Here is a 24,578-nt window from a genome sequence, read left to right on the forward strand (position 1 = left end):
TAAGGAACTTGTACGGATGCCTTTTTTCATCTCGTGAGAATATTTTTTGATGCGATAGTTACCACTGAATAAAGAAAACGTTTGCATAGATGTTGGAAGAATGTTAAAATGGGTAGGCTAGGAGGTAGCAATCATGATAGAATTGACAGCTCTTTTTCATCGTCCTGATTCAGAGTATGCATATTTATATAAGAAAAATGTGGTTCATCTTCGTTTTAGAACCAAAAGGAATAATGTACAGTCAATACGTGTACACCACGGAGACCCCTTTATTTTTTACCAACAAGGCTATCAGTACCAAACAGAAATGGAAATTGTAGCTAGTGATCATCTATTTGATTATTGGCAGGTGGAAGTCGGAGCTGACTTTGCCAGATTGCAGTACTTGTTTGAATTGACGGGGTATGATGGGCAACAGATTCTATTTGGAGATGTTGGTCCACTGGATGCTACAAGTAATAACATTAGTCAATTTATGAACGGTTTCAAGTTGCCTTACTTGCATGAAGCTGATCGATGTCAAGTACCAAGTTGGGTTTCGGAAACAATTTGGTATCAGATTTTTCCTGAACGGTTCGCTAGAGGAAAGAAAAATACTGATAAACAGGAGTATAGAGATTGGAATCCAGACTTGGCTCCAACAACAAGTGATTTTTTTGGTGGTGATTTAGCAGGAATTACTGAACATTTAGACTATCTACAAGACTTGGGCATCACAGGTTTGTATCTTTGTCCTATATTTAAAGCGCCGAGCAATCATAAGTACGATACGAGTGACTACTATCAAATTGATCCTCAATTTGGTACTACAGACGACTTGAAGGAACTGATTAAGGAAGCTCATAAGCGTGGCATCAAGGTAATGTTAGATGCTGTGTTTAATCATATTGGTTATCAATCTAAGCAGTGGCAGGATGTTCTTAAAAATGGAGAGCAATCAGTTTATCGAGATTGGTTTCACATTGATCGGTTTCCATTGGTTGAAGTCCATGATGGTAAAGAAAATCTGCATTACGAGACCTTTGCCTTTCAAGGAAAAATGCCCAAACTAAATACATCAAACCCCGAGGTGAGGAGTTATCTTTTGGGTGTTGCCCGGTATTGGATTGAGGAATGTGACATCGATGCCTGGCGCTTGGATGTAGCTAATGAGATTGATCATCAATTTTGGAAAGAATTCCGTAAGACAGTTCTATCTGTCAAACCCGATTTGTTTATCCTAGGAGAAATTTGGCATAGTGCTCAATCATGGCTGGTTGGAGACGAGCACCATTCAGTAATGAATTATCCGCTTGCCAGCGCAATAAAAACATTCTTCCTCAAGGGAGAACAAACATGTGATGAATTCATCGCTTCCTTGAATAGTCAGCGGTTCACCTATCGTCAACAGTCAAGAGAAGTGTTATTTAATCTTTTGGATTCACATGATACAGAACGCATTTTGACGACAGCCAATGGAAATACGGATGCAGTAAAATCAGCCTTGGTTGCTCTGTTCTTCCAAGTAGGAAGTCCTTGTATCTATTATGGAACAGAAGTTGGGATGATTGGTGGGGAAGATCCAGATTGTCGTAGGGTTATGCCTTGGAAAGAAGAACAACAGGACAAAGAGTTACTAGCATTTGTGAAAGAATTGATTCACCTACGGAAGTCTTATCAACATCTTATATTGACGGGAACATTCTCACTTCAGTCTACGGAAGATCAATTACTTCTCATGACTTATAAGGATGGCAATCAGTCACTCACAATCTATTTCAACCAAGGGGAAAAGTCAGTGCCCCTGTCAGGAGATCAGCAAGTCATTTTAGCCAATGGTATAGAGGGAACTGGACTAAAAAAAGTGTTACAAGCGGGGGGAGTAGCCCTTGTAGAAGGGGTATAAATTAAAAAACGATAGAAAATGCTTGCAATTCTGCTACAATTTGATAGAATAGTAAGGTAAAGTTAGACCGTATTGCCTACTGTCTATCTATAAAATATATTTTATTGGAGGCTTTTACCAAAATGGCAAAAGAAAAATACGATCGTAGTAAACCCCACGTTAACATTGGTACAATTGGACACGTTGACCACGGTAAAACTACTTTGACTGCAGCTATCACAACTGTATTGGCACGTCGCTTGCCTTCAGCAGTTAACCAACCTAAAGACTATGCGTCTATCGATGCTGCTCCAGAAGAACGTGAACGCGGTATCACAATCAACACTGCACACGTTGAGTACGAAACTGAAAAACGTCACTATGCTCACATCGACGCTCCAGGACACGCGGACTACGTTAAAAACATGATCACTGGTGCTGCTCAAATGGACGGTGCGATCCTTGTAGTAGCTTCAACTGACGGTCCAATGCCACAAACTCGTGAGCACATCCTTCTTTCACGTCAGGTTGGTGTTAAACACCTTATCGTCTTCATGAACAAAGTTGACTTGGTAGACGATGAAGAATTGCTTGAATTGGTTGAAATGGAAATCCGTGACCTTCTTTCAGAATACGATTTCCCAGGTGATGATCTTCCAGTTATCCAAGGTTCAGCTCTTAAAGCCCTTGAAGGTGACACTAAGTACGAAGACATCGTTATGGAATTGATGAACACTGTTGATGAGTACATTCCAGAACCAGAACGCGACACTGACAAACCATTGTTGCTTCCAGTCGAAGACGTATTCTCAATCACTGGTCGTGGTACTGTAGCATCAGGACGTATCGACCGTGGTACAGTTCGTGTTAACGACGAAATCGAAATCGTTGGTCTTCAAGAAGAAAAATCTAAAGCAGTTGTTACTGGTGTTGAAATGTTCCGTAAACAACTTGACGAAGGTCTTGCCGGCGATAACGTTGGTGTACTTCTTCGTGGTGTACAACGTGATGAAATCGAACGTGGTCAAGTTATCTCTAAACCAGGTTCAATCAACCCACACACTAAATTTAAAGGTGAAGTTTACATCCTTACTAAAGAAGAAGGTGGACGTCACACTCCATTCTTCGACAACTACCGTCCACAGTTCTACTTCCGTACAACTGACGTAACTGGTTCAATCAAATTGCCAGAAGGTACTGAAATGGTAATGCCTGGTGATAACGTTACTATCGACGTTGAATTGATCCACCCAATCGCCGTTGAACAAGGTACTACTTTCTCTATCCGTGAAGGTGGACGTACTGTTGGTTCAGGTATGGTTACAGAAATCGAAGCTTAATTCGATTGAGTTCCCAGATATAACAATTATTTGTCAGACAACAAAAATTGTAACTCTCTACCAGGTGGTAGAGAGTTTTTCTGTAAGTATTCATAAAATACACAGAAATTCTTTAATCTTCGCTGAGTTTATGCTATAATGGACCTTGTAAAATAAAAAAGAAGAGGTATGTGAAATGTCACGTAAACCAATCATTGCCGGTAACTGGAAAATGAATAAAAACCCTCAAGAAGCACAAGCTTTCGTTGAGGCGATTGCAGGAAAATTGCCTGCAGGCGATAAAATTGAAGCAGCTATCGCAGCTCCAGCTGTAGATTTGAACGCTCTCTTGTGGTTCGCTAAAGATTCTGAATTGAAAGTTGCTGCTCAAAACTGCTACTTTGAAGATGCAGGTGCCTTCACTGGTGAAACTTCTCCAAAAGTATTAGCTGAAATGGGCGTTAACTATGTTGTTATCGGTCACTCTGAACGTCGTGATTACTTCCATGAAACAGACGAAGATATTAACAAGAAAGCCCATGCAATTTTCCGTAATGGATTGACTCCAATCATCTGTTGTGGTGAGTCTCTTGAAACTTACGAAGCTGGTAAAGCAGTTGACTTCGTAGGAGCTCAAGTTTCTGCAGCTTTGAAAGGTTTGTCAGCTGAGCAAGTCGCTTCATTGGTAATTGCTTACGAACCAATCTGGGCAATCGGTACTGGTAAATCAGCAACTCAAGATGATGCGCAAACAATGTGTAAAGCAGTTCGCGATGTTGTTGCAGCTGACTTTGGTCAAGAAGTTGCTGACAAAGTACGTGTTCAATACGGCGGTTCAGTAAAACCTGAAAATGTTGCGGAGTATATGGCTTGTCCAGACGTTGACGGTGCCCTTGTAGGTGGTGCATCACTCGAAGCAGAAAGTTTCTTGGCTTTGTTGAACTTCTAATATAGTCATTTAGTTTTTCTTTTATTACTTCGTTAACTCGCTTTGCCGTACTCCAGTACTGTCTGCAGCTCGTTGCCTAGTACTAAAAGTAAACTAAAAGACTATAACAAAAAAGCATCGGATTTTGAATTCGATGCTTTTTTTGATATTTTAAGAGGCTATTTCAGTACCCATTCTCTTAATGCATATGCGACACCGTCTTCATCGTTTGACTTAGTGATATACTTGGCGATTTTCTTCAGTTCAGGATTTCCATTTTCCATGACTACTGGATTTCCAACAACCTCCAACATTGGACGATCATTTTCTTGATCACCAATAGCCATCGTTTGATCCATAGTTAAACCAAGTTTTTCCGCTAGATGAATGATAGCTTGTCCCTTGTTAACAGTTTTAGGGGTGATTTCCAAATAAAATGGTGCTGATTTTGCCACGTTGTACTTCTCCGTCAAACTAGTTGGAAGTAGTGGGATAGCAGCGTCAAGGATTTCAGGTTCGTCTACCATCATTGTCTTGATAATCTCTTTACCAACCATTTCTTCAGGAGTGCGGTAGAAAATAGGAGCACTTACAAGTGTTGATTCGTAGATAGTGTATTTTCCGATATTGCGGTTGGCGGTGTAGATTCCTTCTTTTGTACTTGCATGCATGGGAAGGTTAAATTTACGAGCAACCAATTCAATATCTAAATAGTCATCATAGCTCAGTGTATCTTTTACAATATCTTCACTAGTTGCGGCATCCTGTACCAGTCCCCCATTAAAGGTGATGACATAGTCACCAGCGTCTGTTAAGTTGAGCTCTTCCAAGATGGCACGGACTCCAGAAATAGGGCGGCCTGTAGCAATAACAATTTTTACACCCGCTTTTTTGGCCTCTTGAATGGCTGCATGCACTTCGGTCGTAATTTGGCGTTGGCTATTTAAAAGAGTACCATCAATATCGATAGCAACAAGTTTAATACTCATGAAGAAAGGTCTCCTATGTTAAAATGATCATTGTGTATATAGCTAAGGAAAGTAGCATTTTGTTCGGCAAATATACCTGTGTCCACTAACATTTCTTTCGGGAAATAAAATCGGCTGTCGCCATGGATAGTTCCAGATAGGGAGTGGACAATTGGTGATAGAGTAGAAAGCTCTACCAAACTTTCGTCTTTACGATAGATTTCAATTTGTGTTCGTTTTTTTTCGGCATTTGGTCTGTATATATCATAGGGCAAATCAAAATTATGGTGGATTGCGGTATAGTATTCTGGATCAAAACCTACTTCAGCGACAATACTTCGTAGAATATCCAACTGATTTTCTTGATTGCTCTTAAATGTAATAGATTTAAATACCTTTCGATTGATATATCGTTGTGCTAAATCAGATAAAATACGGTCAGGGCCATTTATCCAAGACTGAAAATAGGTGTTCATCACGCCATCATCTAGTGCGAGATAGTCTGTTAGACGAATGCGATGTTCAAAGAATGGCAAGAGGCGAGGGGAAGTGCGCGCAAAGAAGTCTTGCTCGCTAGTATACAGAAGTTTTGCCCGATTGAGTAAGTTTTGTAACAAAACCTCCATTGAGCGACTAGCTGGATGGAAATAGACTTGCATATACATTTGGTAACGACTGAGTACGTAATCCTCAACCGCATGCATACCAGATTCTTTAAAGGCAATGCCATTTTCTGTAGGACGAATGACACGCAATATTCTAGTCAGGTCAAATTCACCGTAGCTGGCACCTGTAAAATATGAATCTCGTAGCAGATAATCCATGCGGTCAACGTCAATTTGACTAGAAATCAATTGAACGACCTGTTTATTTGGATAAGTATGGTTAATCACACTGGCTACTCTTTCTGGAAAATCAGGGGATACTTGCTTCAGTAATGCATTGATTTCAGTTTCAGGGCTAGTTATGATAGCGCACGTCATTTCCTCATGGTCGGTATCAAATAGGCGCTCAAAGGTATGAGAATAAGCACCATGACCGACGTCATGTAATAGAGCCGCAACCATGGTCAAAAGTGATTCATTTGAATCCCAAGTATCTGGATATTTATCTTCAAATTTTTGAGTGATTCTTCTGGCAATTTCATAGGCACCGAGACAATGCGAAAAGCGACTATGCTCACCACCATGGAAGGTATAGGAAGTTGTTCCTAACTGCTTGATGCGTCGTAGTCGTTGAAATTCTTTTGTATTAATCAGATGGTAAATAAGTTCTTGCTCGACGTGAACATAGTTGTGAACGGGGTCACGAAATACTTTTTCAATCATACTTTCATTATAGCAAAAAAAGCTAATATTTTCCTTATTTTTCTAAAACACAAGGATATTGTTATGTACCAAGTCTTCTTTTTTCAGTATAATGGAGAAATGAATCATCTATTTATTTTAAGGGCCATACAAATACTAATTATCGGTTTGATTATTTGGATGCTCTATACCATTTTATCTTATGTAAAAATACATAAGATTTCTCTAACTGAAAAATTTTGGACAGGTTTTGGCATTGGGTATGTCACAGATCTGCTAGACACCTTGGGGATTGGTACCTTTGCGACGACCACAACCATGTTTAAGCTAACAAAGTTGGTGGAGGATGACCGAAGAATTCCAGCCACGATGACAACAGCTCATATCATCCCAGTCTTAGTAGAAGCCTTGCTTTTTATAACAATTGTCGAGGTTGACATTGTGACACTTATTGCAATGGCAGTGGCAGCTTTTACTGGAGCGTTTGTTGGGGCAAAGGTTACTCAGAATTGGAATACTCAGAAGGTACAACGGATTTTGGGTATTTTACTTGTGCTTGCAGCAGGTTTCATGGTTTATCGTATGTTAACCAATCCTGGTGCGGACCTGACAAATGAAGTGCGGGGCTTAACGGGGTTGAAATTAGCCCTTGGGATGGTCTTTGACTTCATGGTAGGGATGTTGATGAGTATGGGACTTGGGAACTATGCACCGGAATTAATCTTCTTCTCATTGATGGGAATTAGTCCTGCTGTTGCTCTTCCAGTTATGATGCTTAATGCTGCTATGATTATGACAGCTGGTGCCAAGCAGTTTATCCAATCTGGTCGAGTCAACTGGCCTGGTGTACCTGGGATTATCATCGGTGGGGTATTAGGTGTTCTGACAGCGGCCTTTTTCCTATCAAATTTAGATATAAACCATTTGAAAATTTTGGTAGTTTTCATTGCTTCCTATACTGGATTTACATTATTGCGCTCGTCCTTTGTTCCAAGAATAAATAAAGAGTAGGAGGAACACATGCATATTCGATTACAAAATGAAATTGATTTAGATGGACAGGTTGAAATCATTGATCAGCGATTTCAAGTAGAAGTTAAGGAAAAAGATGGGCATCTTTATCTAATTTTCGTAAATGACGAGGCAGAAAAAGTTGTTATCAAATGTGATGACGAGGAACTTGTCATGACACGTTTTTCAACTCCCAAGTCTATCATGCGATTTGTTTCTAACAAAGAGGCTATTGTGACCATTCCCACACCGATGGGGATTCAGCATTTTGTAACTAATACTAAACATTATCAGCTGAATCGCTCGGAACAACACTTGCGTCTGCAATATGATTTAATGGGATTGGAAAATCAACAGCGGTTTGCTTCCTATGATATGGCGATTTCATGGAAATAAGTCGGGACAAATTGGGAAAAATTGTCATATGATTCTATTTTTTCAAGAAAGTATTTCTTGAATTCTTGAGGATTTTTGGTATAATAGAAATCAAATCGAGGGAGTAGCTAGCGGATTCATCCGTGATATTGTCGTCAATCCGACTTGTTTCCGGCAATATATTAAATAGCGAGACTTGTTTTAAAAAGACAGGTCTCTTTTTTATTTGTTAGTAAAAAAGGGACCGAGAAGGAGAAGGAAATTGTCAAAAGAACAAAAACGCGATTTGTTTTATACACAGAGCGAAGAGCAAGTATTGTCAAGCATGGGGTCTTCTTTAGACGGTTTGTCTAGTGATGAGGCAAGTAAACGTCTAGCAGACTATGGTCGTAACGAATTGGAAGAGGGTGAAAAGCGTACCCTTCTAGCTAAATTCTTAGATCAGTTCAAAGATTTGATGATTATTATTTTGATTGCCGCAGCCATCTTGACGGTGATTACAGAAGGTTCTCACGGTTTGACGGATGCCATCATCATCTTGGCTGTAGTTATTTTGAACGCTGCTTTTGGTGTTTATCAAGAAGGTCAGGCAGAGGCAGCCATCGAAGCGCTGAAAAACATGTCAAGTCCAGTGGCGCGTGCGCTTCGTGACAACCATGTAGTCGAAGTGGATTCTAAAGACTTAGTACCAGGGGACATCGTTTTGCTTGAAGCAGGTGATGTTGTCCCAGCTGATATGCGTTTGTTGGAAGCTAACTCCCTCAAAATTGAAGAGGCAGCTCTTACAGGTGAATCTGTACCGGTTGATAAAGATTTATCAGCAGTTTTAGCAGAAGATGCACCGATCGGTGACCGAGTTAATATGGCCTACCAAAACTCAAACGTTACCTATGGTCGTGGTTTGGGTGTTGTAACGAATACTGGTATGTATACTGAAGTTGGTCACATCGCCGGAATGCTGGCTAATGCTGATGAAACAGACACACCATTGAAACAAAATCTGAACCAATTGTCCAAGGTATTGACCTATGCTGTTCTTGCAATTGCTGCCATTACAATGGCTGTTTCAGTTTTTGTACGTGGTGAAGGAATCTTGCCAGCCCTTATGACATCTGTTGCCCTTGCGGTTGCAGCCATTCCTGAAGGTTTGCCTGCCATTGTAACAGTTGTCCTTTCACTTGGTACTCAAGTATTGGCTAAACGAAACTCTATCATTCGTAAATTGCCAGCCGTTGAGACTCTTGGTTCAACTGAAATCATTGCATCAGATAAGACTGGTACATTGACTATGAACCAAATGACTGTTGAGAAAGTCTATACAAACGGTCAATTGATTGATGCTAAAGAAGCTTTAGATGCAAGCAATACAACGCTTCGTGTTATGAACTTTGCCAACGATACAAAAGTTGATCCAACTGGTAAATTGATTGGTGACCCAACTGAAACGGCACTTGTTCAATTTGGTTTGGATCAAAACTTTGATGTTCGTGAAGTATTGGTTTCTGAGCCTCGTGTGGCAGAATTACCATTTGACTCAACACGTAAGTTGATGTCAACAGTTCACCAACAAGCTGCAGGTAATTTCTTTGTAGCTGTTAAAGGTGCCCCAGACCAATTGCTCAAACGTGTAACGCAAATTGAAGAAAATGGGACAATTCGTCCGATTACCGATGCGGATAAACAAGCCATTCTTGCTACTAACAAGGACTTGGCTAAGCAAGCACTTCGTGTCTTGATGATGGCATACAAGTATGTTGATGCTATTCCTGAATTGGAATCAGACATTGTTGAAAATGATCTTGTCTTCTCAGGTTTGGTTGGTATGATTGACCCTGAGCGTCCTGAGGCGGCAGAAGCAGTTCGTGTTGCTAAGGAAGCTGGCATCCGTCCAATCATGATTACGGGTGACCACCAAGATACAGCTGAAGCAATTGCGAAACGTCTTGGCATTATTGATCCAAACGACACTGAAGACCATGTATTCACAGGTGCTGAGCTCAATGAGTTGACTGATGAAGAATTCCAAAAAGTCTTCAAACAATATTCAGTTTATGCTCGTGTTTCCCCAGAGCACAAGGTTCGTATCGTTAAGGCTTGGCAAAATGATGGTAAGGTTGTAGCTATGACAGGTGACGGTGTGAATGATGCGCCATCACTTAAGACAGCCGACATCGGTATCGGGATGGGTATCACGGGTACAGAAGTTTCTAAAGGTGCATCTGATATGGTACTTGCGGATGATAACTTTGCGACCATTATCGTTGCGGTGGAAGAAGGACGTAAAGTCTTCTCAAACATCCAAAAAACAATCCAGTATCTCTTGTCAGCTAACACTGCTGAGGTATTGTGTATTTTCCTTGCAACCCTCTTTGGTTGGGATGTACTTGATCCAGTTCATCTTTTATGGATTAACTTGGTAACAGATACACTTCCAGCTATCGCCCTTGGTGTTGAACCAGCTGAACCTGGTGTGATGCAACATAAGCCTCGTGGACGTAACTCAAGTTTCTTCTCAGGCGGTGTTATGAGTTCTATTATTTACCAAGGTATTCTTCAAACTGCATTAGTTTTAGGTGTATATGGTTTTGCGCTACTTTTCCCTGAACATAGCACATATGAAGAAATTCATGCAGATGCGTTGACCATGTCTTACTTGACTCTTGGATTGATTCAATTAGTACATGCATTTAACGTGAAATCGGTATATCAATCAATCTTTACAGTTGGTCCATTTAAGAATAGACTCTTTAACTGGTCAATTGTGGCAGCCTTCTTGCTACTGATGGCAACGATTGTCATTCCAGGATTTAATACATTCTTCCATGTGACACATCTAAGTATGACACAATGGTTAGTAGCAATCATTGGTTCAGGCCTTATGATTGTTATTGTAGAGATTGTTAAATTTGTTCAACGTAAGTTGGGATTGGATGAAAAAGCTATCTAATATAGTTATTCAGCTTATCTTTTATAACTTCGTTAACTCGCCTTGCCGTACTTCAGTACAGCCTGCGACTCGTTGCCTTGTACTAAAAGCAAACTGAAGACTATATCATTTAAAAAAAGCTCAGATTTAGTGGTCTGAGCTTTTTTCTCTACGGATAATGTATTTTGGAAAGATTAGTTGTCCTAACAAAGTAATGGCAAGTGCTAGTACGAGGAGGATGGTTTTGACAAGAGTTGGTAAGTCAAATAGAAAGACAATCGGAAGGATAGCCAGGCTGAAATAGTAGAGAATGAAGTACTTGCTATTCTCTAATATTTGAACCCTATCGCCTTCTTCAACTTGAAGGGCTGACTTTTTATCCCCTCGAACGCTTAGTGTAACAGATGGTTGTGTAATTGGTAAGCTTAGAATTTTACCTTGAGTAACTGTCCCAGCAATTTTTCCATCTACCAGAAGTGGAAGTTTTTGGGAGGATAGTTGTTTGATAGGTTTTGGATAATGAATTATAATTCTCATAAGAACCTCCTCGTAATCTAGTTTTATTATAGCAAAACAGAAAAAAATATGCAAATATATTCTGGAATGGTTATCCTTTCAATGCTTGCTTGAAGAATAAGAAACTGCTATAATTTTGAAGAGGTAGGAGTTTATATGAATTATCTTCAGAATTATATTTTAAGTAAAAGCAGTTATTTGCCATCTGATAAGTTATTCATTCTGCAAAAAGAACTAGAAGATTTAGATGATGAGGCTTTAAACGTTCTTATGATGGTTGAGATGCGTCAACCTCTTGTCGCTCTTATTTTGGCTATTTTCTTCGGTGAGTTTGGTGTCGACCGTTTTTATGTCGGGAATAAAGAATTGGGATTTGCCAAGCTGATTGCTTTTGCAGTATCTTTTGTTACGCTATTTATCTTGATTGGGTTTTTGTTATTTTTGGGACTTTATTTGTGGAAGTTTATTGATTGCTTCTTGATCATGCGAGCATGTAAGGAGGCTAACTTTGAGCGTTTGATGCTACAAATCCATCAATATAAGGCTTTTCAGTATAGCAATCAGACATTTTAATAAGATATTTTTGGAAATAAGGGGAAGCTTGGTAGCGTCTTCCTTTTCTGTTTTAGTAGGTTGTAAAGTACTTGTAATATGGAACGAGCTTTGTCACAGAAGTGACATTTTATAGAACAGCATTTATGATATAATGATAAAATATGCTAGTTGAGAGGAGAATTTCTATGCAGACAAAGAAAATGAGTATGTTTTTATTTTTTGCCTATCTCCTTTTACTTGCTTGGATGATTGTCTTTAAGATGGACTTGAGCATCGTATATGGACGCTATGGTTATGCTAGTATAAACTTAATTCCGTTTGCAGGAACAGCAGTCTATGATGGAGTGTTAGATTTTCCAGAAATTCTATTTAATATTGTAAGTTTTATTCCCTTTGGTATTTATTTGGAAATGCTATTTCGCAAGGCATCATGGGTGGCTAATCTATGTTTGATTATGTTAGTGAGTCTCTGCTTTGAGGTTCTGCAATATCTTCTTTTTCTTGGGGTTGCAGATATAACTGATTTACTGGCTAACGGCTTAGGGGGAGCAATCGGTATTAATATCATGTATGTCTTGACCAGTATTTGGCGGGAGAAGGCCTATGTTCGTATGAATATTTTTTGTTTTGCGCTAACATTTTTTGTTATATTAATAACTTATTTAACTCTGTAAGTCTTGCCAAATATGTCTGTGGTTTGCTAAAATGAAGATAATGAATATAAAAGAAGAGATTATTAAATTATCTCAGGAAATCGGAATTTCAAAGATAGGTTTTACGACTGCAGATGATTTTGATTACCTAGAGAAATCTTTACGAGCCAGTCAAGAGGAAGGGCGTTCGTCAGGTTTTGAACATAAGAACATTGAAGAACGTATCCGTCCTAAACTTTCTTTGGAGTCTGCTAAGACGATTATTTCTATAGCCGTTGCTTATCCTCGACATTTGCCTGTCAAACCGCAGAAGACCGAGTACAAACGTGGGAAGATTACCCCTAGTTCATGGGGGCTTGATTACCACTATATCTTGCAAGATAAGATGGAGCGTTTGGCACGGGGAATTGAGAAACTGACGGATGGCTTGGAATATAAGGCCATGGTGGATACGGGAGCTTTGGTGGATACAGCGGTCGCTCGTCGAGCAGGAATTGGCTTTATCGGTAAGAATGGACTTGTCATATCTAAGGAATTTGGTTCCTATATGTTTCTAGGAGAATTAGTGACCAACCTGGACATCGAACCAGATCAACCAATAGATTATGATTGTGGTGATTGCAATCGTTGTGTTGCAGCCTGTCCGACGTCTTGTCTATTAGGTGACACGACCATGAATGCCCGTCGTTGCCTGTCCTTTCAGACACAGGATAAGGGGATGATGGACTTGGAATTTCGTAAGAAAATCAAGACGGTCATCTATGGTTGTGATATTTGCCAGATTTGTTGTCCTTACAATAAGGGAATTTCCAGTCCACCTGTTGTAGAAATCGACCCTGATTTGGCTGAGCCTGAGCTGATTCCATTCTTGGAGTTATCAAATGGACAATTTAAGGAAAAATTTGGCATGATTGCTGGCTCTTGGCGAGGGAAAAATATTCTTCAGCGCAATGCTATCATTGCCTTGGCCAATAGTAATGACCGCTCTGCCATTCCCAAACTCTTAGAAATCATCGATAAGAAACAAAATCCTGTCCACATGGCAACGGCTATCTGGGCCTTGGGGCAATTGGTCAAACAGCCCAATGATGAGATGGTTTCCTTTATTGCAGGTATTTCATCAGACAATGATGATGTCATAGCAGAGCAAACGGCCTTTCTCAACATGGTCAAGGACTTGCAAATGTGATATAATAAAGATTATGAATAAAAATGAGGTGTATATGGATACAGCAGAAATTCGCCAAAAGATTGAAGAACTTGGCAAAAAATTAACTTCTTTTAGGGGGTCTCTTTGACTTAGAAGGTCTGGAAGAAGAGATTGCCATTCTTGAGAACAAGATGACGGAGCCAGACTTCTGGAATGATAATTTGGCAGCCCAGAAGACGTCTCAGGAGTTGAATGAATTAAAAAATACCTATGGAAATTTCCATCAGATGTTGGATTTATATGATGAATCCGAAATTCTGCTAGATTTTTTAGCAGAAGATGAGTCTGTTCGGGATGAACTGGTTGAAAAGTTGACAGAATTGGACAAAGCCATGACTGCTTACGAGATGACCCTGCTCTTGTCCGAACCCTATGATCACAATAACGCTATCTTGGAAATCCATCCGGGTTCGGGTGGTACCGAGGCACAAGACTGGGGAGAAATGCTTCTGCGGATGTATCAGCGTTATGGAAATGCCAAAGGTTTTACAGTAGAAACATTGGATTACCAAGCTGGTGATGAGGCTGGTATTAAGTCCGTAACCCTAAGCTTTACTGGGCCAAACGCCTATGGCTTGCTGAAGTCAGAAATGGGAGTTCACCGTTTGGTACGTATCTCACCATTTGACTCGGCAAAGCGTCGGCATACTTCTTTTACATCTGTAGAGGTGATGCCTGAGTTGGATGATACCATCGAAATTGAAATCCGAGATGATGAAGTGAAAATGGATACCTTCCGTTCAGGTGGTGCTGGTGGACAGAACGTCAACAAGGTTTCAACAGGTGTTCGATTAACTCACATTCCAACAGGTATTGTGACTCAGTCCACTGTTGACCGTACCCAATATGGGAACCGAGACCGCGCAATGAAACTCTTGCAGGCTAAATTGTATCAATTGGAGCAGGAGAAGAAGACGGCAGAAGTGGATTTACTCAAGGGTGATAAGAAAGAGATTACTTGGGGAAGTCAGATTCGTTCGTATGTCTTTACCCCCTATACAATGGTAAAAGATCATCGTACTGGTTATGAGGTGGCTCAAGTCGATAAGGTTATGGACGGAGACTTGGACGGCTTTATAGACGCATATTTAAAATGGCGAATTAGCTAAGAATTTGTATTTACAAGTAAAATACTTATATTTAAGGGGTGGTTTTTCAGCCAATCAAGGAAGTTTTTTGAGAGAATGCTGACTGTATTTTGAAAAAAAACGAACTATAACTAGCTGAAAAACTAGACTTAGATGGAAGTGCTGAACAGTGAATACTGGTTCTCAAATCTAAAGAAAGGTCTGTCTAAGACAGGAAATCCTATGGGAATAATAGAAATGAAGGACGTTACCAAGAAATATGGTAACGGAACGACAGCCCTACGTGGTGTGTCGGTCAGTGTTGAAGCAGGAGAATTCGCATACATTGTGGGTCCTTCTGGTGCTGGTAAGTCGACTTTTATCAAACTTTTGTATCGTGAGGAAAAGCTTGACAAAGGGAGTCTTAAAGTTGGTAAATTTGATCTAGCTACGATTAAGAAAAGGGATGTCCCTCTTTTACGTCGTAGTGTGGGGGTTGTCTTCCAAGATTATAAACTTCTACCTAAAAAAACAGTTTTTGAAAATATTGCTTATGCAATGGAGGTAATCGGGGAAAAACCTCGTAATATCAAAAAACGTGTCATGGAAGTTTTGGATTTGGTTGGTTTGAAACATAAGATTCGTTCATTTCCAAATGAACTTTCGGGTGGTGAGCAACAACGGATTGCAATTGCACGTGCAATTGTAAATAATCCTAAGGTATTGATTGCTGATGAACCAACTGGTAACTTGGATCCCGAAAACTCATGGGAGATTATGAATCTTTTAGAAAGAATTAACTTACAAGGGACAACGATTTTAATGGCGACGCATAATAGCCAAATCGTAAACACACTTCGTCACCGTGTTATAGCTATCGAAGATGGTCGTCTGGTACGTGATGAAGCAGAAGGAGAGTACGGATACGATGAATAATCGATTTTTTAGACACTTTATTGAGTCATTGAAAAGCCTAAAACGAAATGGTTGGATGACGATTGCCGCTATTTCTTCCGTAACCATTACCCTTACTTTAGTGGGACTGTTTGCTTCTGTCATTTTAAATACAGCTAAACTTGCTTCTGATTTGGAGCAAAATGTTCGTATTAATGTCTATCTTCGTGCAAATTCTACTGATCAAGCTGAAACGATTGTAAATGATGAGGGACAAACAGTTGCTAATCCAGATTACAAGACAGTGTATAATCAAATTACAGCACTTGAAAATGTCGAAACTGTAACATATTCAAGTAAAGATGACCAGTTGAAAAAACTAACGGAAACCTTAGGTGAAACGTGGAACTTGTTCCAAGGGGATGCTAATCCACTTTATGATGCTTATATTATTGATACGACGGAACCTCAGTATGTTAAATCAGTCGCTGCTGAAATTGCAAAAATTGATGGTGTAACTGAAGTACGTGACGGTGAAGTGGAAACAGAACGAATCTTTAAATTGGCTGATATGGTTCGTACATGGGGCTTAGCTGCAACAGGACTGTTATTATTCACCGCTGTCTTCCTAATTTCGAATACGATTCGTATTACGATTATTTCACGTAGTCGTGAAATTCAAATCATGCGTTTAGTGGGGGCAAAAAATAGTTACATTCGTGGCCCTTTTTTATGGGAAGGTGCATGGGTCGGTTTGCTAGGAGCCATTATCCCATCTGTAATTGTATATTTCTTATATAAGTTAATTTATACTTCTTTAAACAGTAGTTTAGCTAGTCAAGATCTTTCTTTAATTAGCTTAAATATGTTCATTCCAGCTATGATTGGCACTTTATTCGTTATCGGAATACTCATAGGTTCTTTAGGCTCTCTCATTTCAATGAACCGTTATTTGAAGATTTAAATTTAGAAAAAATCCCGAGAAGTTTTGCTTCTCAGGATTTTTTTATCGCTTAAAAAATGGGTTGAAATTTTTTTCATGGGCAATGGTCGTATTTTGTCCATGACCAGGGTAGACAGTATAGTGATTTGGCAGAGTAAATAAATTGTTTTGGATTCCATAAATCAAGTCTTCAAAATTACTTGTAGGAAGGTCTGTCCGGCCAATGGTTTCACGAAATAGGGCATCACCTGTAATCACGCATTCTTCTTCAGGGAAGATGAAGGATACACCACCAATCGAATGGCCAGGTGTGGGAACAACTATAAAATGAAAACCATCAAATTTGTATTCTTTTTCAAACTGAAAGATTTGTTCTGCGGGTTTGCAAATGACATTTTCCATATCGTCATGACGAGGTAGTCCGGACAGGTTCATTTCTGGTGTGTAAAGCCAGCTAGCTTCACTTTCTGCAACATATACAGGTGGAAAGTGGTAGGTTTCACGTAGAATGTCCAAACTCATAATATGATCGTAATGAGTATGGGTCAAGAGTATTGCAGTAATTGGTTTTCCAATTTGTTCAATCTTATCATGAATCTTGTTCCAATCGCTACCAGGATCTACTACAATCAGATGGGTATCACTTTCAAGATAATAGGTATTTTGGACGGCCACTGGATTGATTGTTTTATGGATTTTCATGTTCGCTCCCCTAATTTTTATTCATAATAGTCTATACAAAATCAAAGACGGTATTAGTGTAACAAAAAAAATGGCATTCTTCATGGATTTTGTTTGGAGCTTTTGCCTATAAATTGAATATGCTATAATCTCGAGTTTATCAGTTAAAAAATGAAAAAAGCTCCCTAAACGCTGTCAAATCAACGTTTAGGGAGCTTTTTTGAGTCATAAATTGTGTTGTGTATGCAGTTTTTCCCTAACTTTTGAATATCTTCATGTCTGACAGTTCCACGATCCCAAGTGATTCCTAATAAATGAAGTAACTCACTTGCTTCATGGTTCTGCTTGACTCTATATATCCCTTGTCCCATATCTGCAGCTAACATACTGTTTAAGCCCTCTATCATTCGAGCAGGACTCATTTTCTTATCGGTAATGTAATACAATAAGCGTATCATCACTAAACTGATAAAGCAGGTTAGGAAATGGCCTTCAATATGTTCATTTTTTCGTACATAAACAGGTCTCGTTTCAAACTCTGTTTTTGTAATTCGGAAACAATTCTCAATCGCAGATAATTCTTGATAGGCCTCTAATATGGCATCATCTTCCATCTCAATCTCACTGGTCACAAGGACATGAACCCCATCAAATTGAGCATCAAATTCGACCTGTTCTTGGTCAATTCGGATAAGTGGCGAAAATGGTTTAACCTCTCCGGTTTCCTTATCCAAATAGCTCAACTCAAGGTATTTCTTTCCACCCTTCTTGCTCGTTTGTCGAAACAATTCCGCATCAGTTAGCTTATTGGCATAGTCAAGAGCCCCTTCACGTCGAATCCGTTCTCTATCTTCATATTTCTTTGACCAGGTCAGTAGTACTTTTTCTTTAACGGTTGGAGAATCCTTCTTGGTCCCAAGTTTTCTCTCTCGAATGTAAGACTTTTTAGCGAAAGTGATATCTTGATTAAACTGCCAACCAGATTCTTCCAATATTTTTTCTTGAATATCCTTCGGAGCACCTCGTTTCCCACGGTGCTTTTGCGAGAAGATCCAGCCGTCATTGTTCTTTATAGTGGCATTCAGGTTATTTGTGCTGTTCATCGCTTTGTCTGCGACCACTACCAACCGTTCAATCCCAAACTGTTTCTTTACTTGCTCAATTGCTGGAATATAAGTGATAGGGTCTGTAAGGTTTCCTCGAAATAGTTTATAAGCGATAGGAATACCGTTCATATCCATGAATAATCCCATTTGGATAATGGGGTCTTTCCTATATTCTTTACTAGCTCCTCTTCGACGAAGCCCCTCGACAAGAAGGTCTCCATTTTCATCACGGATATCTTCATCAGGAACATCAATTTCAAAAAAATAGTTGGTAACATCATAAAACACTAAGGTTCCAGTTCGATTCGTTAATTGGCTAACTTCTTGATGTAAGTGCTGTTGAATTTCTGATTGAAAGGTATTTAAGATATCTAGTGACCGATAAACTGAATTATATGGAACATTCCAATCTCCGAATAGGGAAGCTTGGTGGTAGAAAGTTTTATATTTACTTCCCGGATTAAGAATTCGTTGAAAAATCAGTAGTTTAACTGTTTCATCTAAGTCCATCGTCATTTTTGACGGCTTATTCTTTTTAAAGAATTGATGTAACTTAAGTGTAGTATAAAGATCTTCTAAAATCTTCCAACCAATGTTTTCGTCAGGTTTGTTCATTGGATCTTTCAAAGAAAGTTTTATCAGAAATTCCTCAGACTTAGCTTGTGAGTTTTCCTTTGCTTCACGTTTTAATCGCTCAAGAATGCCTGGTTCTTTCGCTTCCAATTCGTCCAACAAACCATATTTATAAAGAATCCGTTGTTTTGACTTTCCGTTCTCACGATATCCTTCAACAAGATAAACATGTTTACGGCCTTCTCTGTTTTTTGTAATTCGAATAAATGCCATAAATATATTATAACATACACCGCCGTTCACAACAACAAAAATATCAATAAAATGTTAAAAAAATACCGCTGTTATCGCAAAAACAGCGGTTGTGAAATGAATTAACTGATAAACTCGAGAGTATTGCAGTAATTGGTTTTCCAATTTGTTCAATCTTATCATGAATCTTGTTCCAATCGCTACCAGGATCTACTACAATCAGATGGGTATCACTTTCAAGATAATAGGTATTTTGGACGGCCACTGGATTGATTGTTTTATGGATTTTCATGTTCGCTCCCCTAATTTTCATTCATAATAGTCTATACAAAATCAAAGACGGTATTAGTGTAACAAAAAAAATGGCATTCTTCATGGATTTTGTTTGGAGCTTTTTCCTATAAATGGAATATGCTATAATGTCATTATGGATATAACTAGAACAAGCAATCGATACGCAGTAGTAGATTTGGAAGCTACGGGGACTGGTATTGATGCAAAAATTATTCAAATCGGGATAGTTATCGTTGAAAACAGGGAAATAGTAGAGACCTATTCCACAGATATTAATCCCTATGAATTATTAGATGACCATATAAAAAATTTAACAGGGATTACGGACCAGCGGTTGGCCATAGCACCTGACTTTGGACAAGTTGCTGGGAAAATCTATGAGCTGATTAGTGATGCAATTTTTGTAGCTCATAATGTTAAATTTGATGCAAACTTGTTGGCTGAGGCTCTCTTTTTTGAGGGCTATGATTTGTTGTCTCCAAGGGTAGATACGGTTGAGTTATCCCAACTTTTCTTTCCGACTTTTGATAAATATAGTCTGGGGAATTTGGCAGAATATTTGGATTTAGGTTTAGAACAGGCTCATACGGCCATTTCTGATGCCTTGGCAACCGCTCGATTGCTCATCAAAATTCAAGAGAAAATTAAAAGTCTCCCCACTTTCATGGTGGAGAATCTCTTGCTCTTAGCTGATCAGTTGCTTTTTGAGAGTCGATTGGTTATTGATGAGATGGTTCCCTATTTGTCAGATAATCTGTCAGAAAGTTTCGAGGTAGTTCATGGATTGGTACTTAAAAGACCACTTGAAACAAAGCAGGCTTATCATCTGTCCGAAGATTTTTTGACCAACATTGCTCTACTAGGCTTGCACGAACGGAAAAACCAAACAGCTTTTGCAACAGTTGTTGAAAAACGATTGGATGATCAAGAAAGTGTGCATTTTATTCAGGCACAAGCAGGACTAGGGAAGACTTATGGCTATCTGCTTCCTCTTCTTGCCAAAACTGATCAGCCATTATTAGTGACTGTTCCAACAAAACTCCTCCAAGAGCAAATCATAGAAAATGAAGGATGTAAATTACAAGAAATATTTCAAATTCCAATCGTCTCTATAAAATCCCCAAAGCATTTTATAAATTTGGATAAATTTTGGAAATCTTTGCAAAAACAGGATAGCAATCGACTTGTCAATTTATTCAAAATGCAAGTGCTGGTTTGGCTGACTGAAACTCACACAGGTGACTTAGATGAGTTGAAGCAAAAACAGCGTTATCAGTCTTATTTTGACGATATTAGCCATGATGGAACAATAGATTCCGAGAGTTTGTTTTGGGAATGGGATTTTTGGAGAAGACTGAATCAACAAGCACAGTCATGTCGATTGCTCATCACGAATCATGCCTATTTCCTTCATCATCTCAAGGATCAAGATCCTCTCATGGCTCACCGTATCGTGGTGATTGATGAGGCGCAGAAATTTCTGCTGGCTGCTGAAAACTTGGCGACTGATTCACAAGAGTTGGGCGTTGCTTTACAGCTCTTGCAAAGCAAGAAGGACAAGGCTGATTCGATATTGGAACAGCGCTTATTTGAATCGAGTCAGTTTGAACTCAGTCATTTTTTGACTCGTTTTCGACAGAATGGTTACCGAGAAATTCATAAAGAGGAACTAGCGCAGGTTCGTCAAAATTTGACTGAATTACAGGATAGTGATTTGCGTGAATTATTGCAGTTTTTGGATTATTATGATGCATTTTGGTTGGAAGAAAAGGTGTTAGAAGAAAAACGTGTTGCTTATTTGAGAGGAGCAAAGGATGGCTTGCTAAATGTAGCGAGTCTATTACCAAAGTCTAAGATCTTTTGTATTAGTGCTACCTTGGTTATCAGCAATCAGGTAAATCTATCTGACCTATTGGGCTTTGAACAGGCTACAATGGATTTATTGCCAACCAAAAAAGTGGAAAACCAAGAAATTATTTTTCCAACGAATCTTCCAGACATCATAAAATTGCCAAAAGACGAACACGCTGATTATCTGGCGCGTCATTTGGTTGAAATGGCAGAGCTGGGCAAACCGATCTTGGTTTTATTTACCTCCATTTCTTTATTGTTACAGGTTTCTGATTTACTAGATCAGTACGCTCTTCCTCATTTGGCCCAACATAAACATGGTCAGGAAATAACATTAAAACGAAAATTTGAGCGTGGAGAATGTCAACTTTTGCTTGGAACAGGAATGTTCTGGGAGGGTGTAGACTTTTCAAGCCATAATCAATTGATTCAAGTCATCACTCGGTTACCTTTTGAAAATCCGAAGGATCGATTTGTCCAGAAAATAAATGATCATTTGAGAAATGAAGGGAAGAATCCTTTTTACGATTATAACTTGCCAATGATGATGATCAAATTAAAACAGGCTATTGGAAGGACCAATCGTCAGTCAACTCAAGAATCGATTGTATTGGTTTTAGATAACAGGGTCTATACAAAACGATATGGGCACCAAATTCTTTCCTTTTTACAGAAAGATTATCAACTAACAAAAATAGATGAAAAAGAAATTTGTGGAACTGTGCAGCAATATTTTGAAGAATGAGTTGCGGATTAACAAACAATAAGATCGCTAGACGTGATGAGTCTAGCCTCTTTTTTTTCATGCGTATGGCGTGCTCTTTTTTTCATCAGTATAGAAAAATATTTGATTCTATGGTATAATTTTTCAAATATTAGTTTGAGAGAGAAGCTACGATGACTGAAAAAACAATAGTATTTAAGGTGGGAACTAGTTCCCTGACACAAGACAATGGAAGTCTGGATCGAATTAAAATAGCTCGCATTACCAATCAATTGGCTCAACTCCATCAAAAGGGCTATCAAATCGTATTGGTAACCTCAGGTTCTATTGCTGCAGGATTTAGACGATTGGGCTTTGATAAGCGACCGACGAAAATTGCAGAAAAACAGGCTTCTGCGGCAGTGGGTCAAGGACTTTTGATTGAAGAATATACACAAAATTTGATGAAAGATGGCATTGTATCAGCGCAAATTCTATTAACGCAAGATGATTTTGCTGACGCACGACGATATCGGAATGCTTCTCAGGCCTTGCAAGTCTTACTTAAACAACGTGCGATTCCCATTATTAATGAAAATGACACCATTGCCATTGAGGAGATTAAGGTGGGGGATAACGATACCTTGTCTGCTCAAGTTGCCTCTCTCTTAAAGGCAGATCTTCTGGTCTTATTGACCGATGTGGACGGGCTATATACTGCAAACCCAAATAGTGATCCCACAGCAGAGCATTTACCTGAAATTAAAGAAATCACGGAAGACCTATTTGCCATGGCTGCAGGGGCTGGTTCGTCTAATGGGACAGGAGGCATGACTACTAAACTACAAGCAGCTCAGATTGCAACCAAGTCAGGCGTGCCAGTATTTGTTTGTTCTTCCAAAGAAGATACCGCTTTGCTTCAGGCTGTTAGTCAGGCTAATAGAGGAACCTTGTTCTTAGCAGATGAACATGCCATGAATCAACGAAAACAGTGGATGGCTTTCTATGCTCGGACTGATGCGACTGTTGAAGTGGATGCAGGTGCTGTTGAAGCGATGTTGCATCAAGGTCGAAGTTTGTTAGTAGCAGGTGTCAAAGCTATCGAAGGTGATTTTGGTGTAGGGCAGGTTGTCGAAGTATATAGCCAAAGTGAACATCGTTTGATTGGCAAAGGTCGGGTCAAACTATCGTCCGAAGACTTGCAGAACAAGTTGAAAAATGGCAGAGCAGAAGGTGTGTTGATTCACCGAAACGATTGGGTTAGTTTATAGTGATTCAGTTTATCTTTTTTATGTTGACGAATGAGCAAACTGAAAGACTAAGGAGGAGAAATATATGACAACAACACAGGTATTATTAGATAGTTTATTGGCCCACAAGGCTTCAATCAACCTAGCGACAACAGAACAAAAAAATCAGGCCCTATCAGCAATGGCAGACCAGTTGGTTGCTCAGACTGAGGCAATTTTAGCAGGCAATGCCATCGATATGAAAAATGCCCAAGGCAAGATTAGCCAAGTCATGCAGGACAGATTGCTCCTGACTGCTGAACGAATTGAAGCCATGGCAGATGGCATTCGGGCCTTGATTGGCTTGCCAGATCCTGTCGGATTAGTCTTGGAAGAATCCACTCGGGCAGACGGCTTGAACATTTGCAAGAAATCAATACCCTTTGGATTGGTGGGAATGATTTACGAAAGCCGTCCAAATGTGACCTCAGATGCCGCAGCCTTGGCAATCAAGAGTGGTAATGCGGTCATCTTGCGTGGTGGCAAGGAAGCTTTTCATTCGGCCCAGGCTATTGTCACAGCCCTCAAGGCAGGTTTGGAAGAAGTTGGCCTATCACCTAAGGTCATCGAGTTAGTCCAAGATACCAGCCGTGCCTCTGCGACCGAGTTGATGACTGCCAAAGGCAAGATTGACCTCTTGGTGCCACGTGGCGGTGCAGGACTTATTCAAGCTGTTGTTGAAAATGCGACTGTGCCAGTTATAGAAACAGGTACGGGAATCTGTCATGTCTATGTGGACAAGGATGCGGACTTGGAAAAGGCCTTGCGGATTGTGGTCAATGCCAAAACCAGTCGTCCCTCAGTCTGCAATGCGGCTGAAGTCTTGCTGGTCCACGAATCAATTGCCAGTCAATTCTTGCCTCGTTTGGAAGAAGCTCTTTCTGGTCAGGTGGAATTACGTGCTGACAGTCAGGCACAGGCAATTCTAAAACAATCCAAACCAGCAGGCGACCAAGATTTTGACACGGAATTTTTAGACTATATCATGGCTGTCAAAGTCGTATCAAGCGTAGAAGAAGCCATCAGACACATCGGCCAACATTCGACTGGACATAGCGAGGCCATTGTGACGGAAAACAGCCAGACGGCAGACTTGTTCACACTCTACGTGGACTCAGCGGCAGTCTATGTCAATGCCTCGACCCGTTTTACTGACGGCGGCGAGTTTGGTCTGGGCTGCGAGCTGGGCATTTCTACCCAGAAGATGCACGCTCGTGGTCCAATGGGACTGCGTGAAATGACAACTTACAAGTACATCATCACAGGCGACGGCCATATTCGTTAGGAGGACAA

Annotated in this window: 20 protein-coding genes and 1 pseudogene; 15 read left to right on the top strand and 6 right to left on the bottom strand. The window is 39.7% G+C overall.

All coding sequences use genetic code 11. From position 1 onward, the window contains the following. The first annotated feature begins 136 nt into the window (after positions 1-136). The 3 genes from L6410_RS03100 (at position 137) to tpiA (ending at position 4,132) form a co-directional block, all read left to right on the top strand. Positions 137-1,885: a glycoside hydrolase family 13 protein gene (locus L6410_RS03100; RefSeq protein ID WP_237396647.1), complete on the top strand. Its 1,749-nt coding sequence runs from the start codon at positions 137-139 to the stop codon at positions 1,883-1,885. Between the two features lie 122 nt (positions 1,886-2,007). Beyond that, positions 2,008-3,204, top strand: a complete 1,197-nt coding sequence (gene tuf / locus L6410_RS03105) for an elongation factor Tu (RefSeq protein ID WP_024391225.1) — start codon at positions 2,008-2,010, stop codon at positions 3,202-3,204. A 175-nt stretch (positions 3,205-3,379) separates the two neighbouring features. Further along, on the top strand, positions 3,380-4,132 hold the full coding sequence (tpiA, locus tag L6410_RS03110) for a triose-phosphate isomerase (RefSeq protein WP_237395966.1): 753 nt from the start codon (positions 3,380-3,382) through the stop codon (positions 4,130-4,132). Between the two features lie 158 nt (positions 4,133-4,290). Here the strand turns inward: tpiA and yidA are convergent, their stop codons facing one another. Together yidA and L6410_RS03120 are read right to left on the bottom strand one after the other, a co-directional pair. Beyond that, positions 4,291-5,100 (bottom strand): sugar-phosphatase, encoded by an 810-nt coding sequence (gene yidA, locus L6410_RS03115; RefSeq protein ID WP_172089416.1) that lies wholly within the window; start codon positions 5,098-5,100, stop codon positions 4,291-4,293. Beyond that, complete coding sequence (locus L6410_RS03120) at positions 5,097-6,407, bottom strand: HD domain-containing protein (protein WP_024391228.1); 1,311 nt, start codon at positions 6,405-6,407, stop codon at positions 5,097-5,099. The genes yidA and L6410_RS03120 overlap by 4 nt, the downstream gene beginning before the upstream one ends. A 99-nt stretch (positions 6,408-6,506) precedes the next feature. On the opposite strand from L6410_RS03120, the gene L6410_RS03125 reads away from it, so the two are divergent. The 3 genes from L6410_RS03125 (at position 6,507) to L6410_RS03135 (ending at position 10,719) form a co-directional block, all read left to right on the top strand. Further along, a complete protein-coding gene (locus L6410_RS03125) occupies positions 6,507-7,397 on the top strand; it encodes a sulfite exporter TauE/SafE family protein (RefSeq protein WP_237395976.1) in 891 nt (296 codons plus the stop codon). A gap of 9 nt (positions 7,398-7,406) precedes the next feature. Further along, complete coding sequence (locus L6410_RS03130) at positions 7,407-7,793, top strand: YwiB family protein (protein WP_024391230.1); 387 nt, start codon at positions 7,407-7,409, stop codon at positions 7,791-7,793. A 241-nt stretch (positions 7,794-8,034) separates the two neighbouring features. Then, positions 8,035-10,719, top strand: coding sequence for a cation-translocating P-type ATPase (locus L6410_RS03135; RefSeq protein ID WP_237395978.1), 2,685 nt, complete (start codon positions 8,035-8,037; stop codon positions 10,717-10,719). A 126-nt stretch (positions 10,720-10,845) separates the two neighbouring features. Here L6410_RS03135 and L6410_RS03140 read toward each other — a convergent pair whose 3' ends face one another. Then, on the bottom strand, positions 10,846-11,235 hold the full coding sequence (locus L6410_RS03140; RefSeq protein WP_029749412.1) for a hypothetical protein: 390 nt from the start codon (positions 11,233-11,235) through the stop codon (positions 10,846-10,848). A 135-nt stretch (positions 11,236-11,370) separates the two neighbouring features. On the opposite strand from L6410_RS03140, the gene L6410_RS03145 reads away from it, so the two are divergent. The 6 genes from L6410_RS03145 (at position 11,371) to ftsX (ending at position 16,557) form a co-directional block, all read left to right on the top strand. Further along, complete coding sequence (locus tag L6410_RS03145) at positions 11,371-11,787, top strand: TM2 domain-containing protein (RefSeq protein WP_237395980.1); 417 nt, start codon at positions 11,371-11,373, stop codon at positions 11,785-11,787. 167 nt (positions 11,788-11,954) lie between these two features. Then, positions 11,955-12,443, top strand: a complete 489-nt coding sequence (locus L6410_RS03150) for a VanZ family protein (protein WP_024391232.1) — start codon at positions 11,955-11,957, stop codon at positions 12,441-12,443. Positions 12,444-12,483: 40 nt separating this feature from the next. Continuing rightward, positions 12,484-13,611 carry a tRNA epoxyqueuosine(34) reductase QueG gene (gene queG / locus L6410_RS03155; RefSeq protein WP_237395982.1) on the top strand — a complete coding sequence of 376 codons (1,128 nt, stop codon included), beginning with the start codon at positions 12,484-12,486 and terminating at the stop codon, positions 13,609-13,611. A gap of 34 nt (positions 13,612-13,645) precedes the next feature. Then, a protein-coding gene (gene prfB / locus L6410_RS03160) for a peptide chain release factor 2 (RefSeq protein WP_237396656.1) occupies positions 13,646-14,741 on the top strand; the annotation gives its coding sequence in 2 pieces (ribosomal slippage) (positions 13,646-13,717 and positions 13,719-14,741; 1,095 coding nt in all). 201 nt (positions 14,742-14,942) lie between these two features. Continuing rightward, positions 14,943-15,635: a cell division ATP-binding protein FtsE gene (gene ftsE / locus L6410_RS03165; RefSeq protein WP_024391234.1), complete on the top strand. Its 693-nt coding sequence runs from the start codon at positions 14,943-14,945 to the stop codon at positions 15,633-15,635. After that, positions 15,628-16,557: a permease-like cell division protein FtsX gene (ftsX, locus tag L6410_RS03170; RefSeq protein WP_024391235.1), complete on the top strand. Its 930-nt coding sequence runs from the start codon at positions 15,628-15,630 to the stop codon at positions 16,555-16,557. Before ftsE ends, ftsX begins: the two co-directional genes overlap by 8 nt. Before the next feature lie 42 nt (positions 16,558-16,599). Here ftsX and L6410_RS03175 read toward each other — a convergent pair whose 3' ends face one another. The 3 genes and pseudogenes from L6410_RS03175 to L6410_RS03185 form a co-directional block, all read right to left on the bottom strand. Further along, positions 16,600-17,238 (bottom strand): MBL fold metallo-hydrolase, encoded by a 639-nt coding sequence (locus L6410_RS03175; RefSeq protein ID WP_024396755.1) that lies wholly within the window; start codon positions 17,236-17,238, stop codon positions 16,600-16,602. Between the two features lie 179 nt (positions 17,239-17,417). After that, the gene (locus L6410_RS03180) at positions 17,418-19,169 is read right to left on the bottom strand and encodes an IS1634 family transposase (RefSeq protein WP_237395190.1); all 1,752 of its coding nucleotides are present in this window, start codon (positions 19,167-19,169) and stop codon (positions 17,418-17,420) included. 118 nt (positions 19,170-19,287) lie between these two features. Continuing rightward, positions 19,288-19,440 (bottom strand): annotated as a pseudogene (locus L6410_RS03185) (MBL fold metallo-hydrolase); the annotation flags it as partial. Positions 19,441-19,575: 135 nt separating this feature from the next. Between L6410_RS03185 and L6410_RS03190 the strand changes: the two are divergent. From L6410_RS03190 to L6410_RS03200, 3 genes are all read left to right on the top strand, one after another. Continuing rightward, positions 19,576-22,038 carry a bifunctional DnaQ family exonuclease/ATP-dependent helicase gene (locus L6410_RS03190; RefSeq protein ID WP_237395984.1) on the top strand — a complete coding sequence of 821 codons (2,463 nt, stop codon included), beginning with the start codon at positions 19,576-19,578 and terminating at the stop codon, positions 22,036-22,038. Positions 22,039-22,190: 152 nt separating this feature from the next. Then, a complete protein-coding gene (gene proB, locus L6410_RS03195; protein ID WP_237395986.1) occupies positions 22,191-23,267 on the top strand; it encodes a glutamate 5-kinase in 1,077 nt (358 codons plus the stop codon). A gap of 64 nt (positions 23,268-23,331) precedes the next feature. After that, positions 23,332-24,570 carry a glutamate-5-semialdehyde dehydrogenase gene (locus L6410_RS03200; protein WP_237395988.1) on the top strand — a complete coding sequence of 413 codons (1,239 nt, stop codon included), beginning with the start codon at positions 23,332-23,334 and terminating at the stop codon, positions 24,568-24,570. Positions 24,571-24,578 lie beyond the last annotated feature (8 nt).

It is taken from the genome of Streptococcus parasuis, from assembly GCF_021654455.1.
GTDB lineage: Bacteria > Bacillota > Bacilli > Lactobacillales > Streptococcaceae > Streptococcus > Streptococcus parasuis.

Bases quoted from the DNA above. Each gene is read 5' to 3' on its own strand.
- L6410_RS03200 (WP_237395988.1), top strand. From the start codon at position 23,332: ATGACAACAACACAGGTATTATTAGATAGTTTATTGGCCCACAAGGCT.
- proB (WP_237395986.1), top strand. From the start codon at position 22,191: ATGACTGAAAAAACAATAGTATTTAAGGTGGGAACTAGTTCCCTGACA.
- L6410_RS03145 (WP_237395980.1), top strand. From the start codon at position 11,371: ATGAATTATCTTCAGAATTATATTTTAAGTAAAAGCAGTTATTTGCCA.
- queG (WP_237395982.1), top strand. From the start codon at position 12,484: ATGAATATAAAAGAAGAGATTATTAAATTATCTCAGGAAATCGGAATT.
- L6410_RS03150 (WP_024391232.1), top strand. From the start codon at position 11,955: ATGCAGACAAAGAAAATGAGTATGTTTTTATTTTTTGCCTATCTCCTT.
- L6410_RS03125 (WP_237395976.1), top strand. From the start codon at position 6,507: ATGAATCATCTATTTATTTTAAGGGCCATACAAATACTAATTATCGGT.
- tpiA (WP_237395966.1), top strand. From the start codon at position 3,380: ATGTCACGTAAACCAATCATTGCCGGTAACTGGAAAATGAATAAAAAC.
- L6410_RS03190 (WP_237395984.1), top strand. From the start codon at position 19,576: ATGGATATAACTAGAACAAGCAATCGATACGCAGTAGTAGATTTGGAA.
- L6410_RS03130 (WP_024391230.1), top strand. From the start codon at position 7,407: ATGCATATTCGATTACAAAATGAAATTGATTTAGATGGACAGGTTGAA.
- L6410_RS03180 (WP_237395190.1), bottom strand. From the start codon at position 19,169: ATGGCATTTATTCGAATTACAAAAAACAGAGAAGGCCGTAAACATGTT.
- L6410_RS03120 (WP_024391228.1), bottom strand. From the start codon at position 6,407: ATGATTGAAAAAGTATTTCGTGACCCCGTTCACAACTATGTTCACGTC.
- L6410_RS03175 (WP_024396755.1), bottom strand. From the start codon at position 17,238: ATGAAAATCCATAAAACAATCAATCCAGTGGCCGTCCAAAATACCTAT.
- L6410_RS03140 (WP_029749412.1), bottom strand. From the start codon at position 11,235: ATGAGAATTATAATTCATTATCCAAAACCTATCAAACAACTATCCTCC.
- yidA (WP_172089416.1), bottom strand. From the start codon at position 5,100: ATGAGTATTAAACTTGTTGCTATCGATATTGATGGTACTCTTTTAAAT.
- ftsX (WP_024391235.1), top strand. From the start codon at position 15,628: ATGAATAATCGATTTTTTAGACACTTTATTGAGTCATTGAAAAGCCTA.
- tuf (WP_024391225.1), top strand. From the start codon at position 2,008: ATGGCAAAAGAAAAATACGATCGTAGTAAACCCCACGTTAACATTGGT.
- ftsE (WP_024391234.1), top strand. From the start codon at position 14,943: ATGGGAATAATAGAAATGAAGGACGTTACCAAGAAATATGGTAACGGA.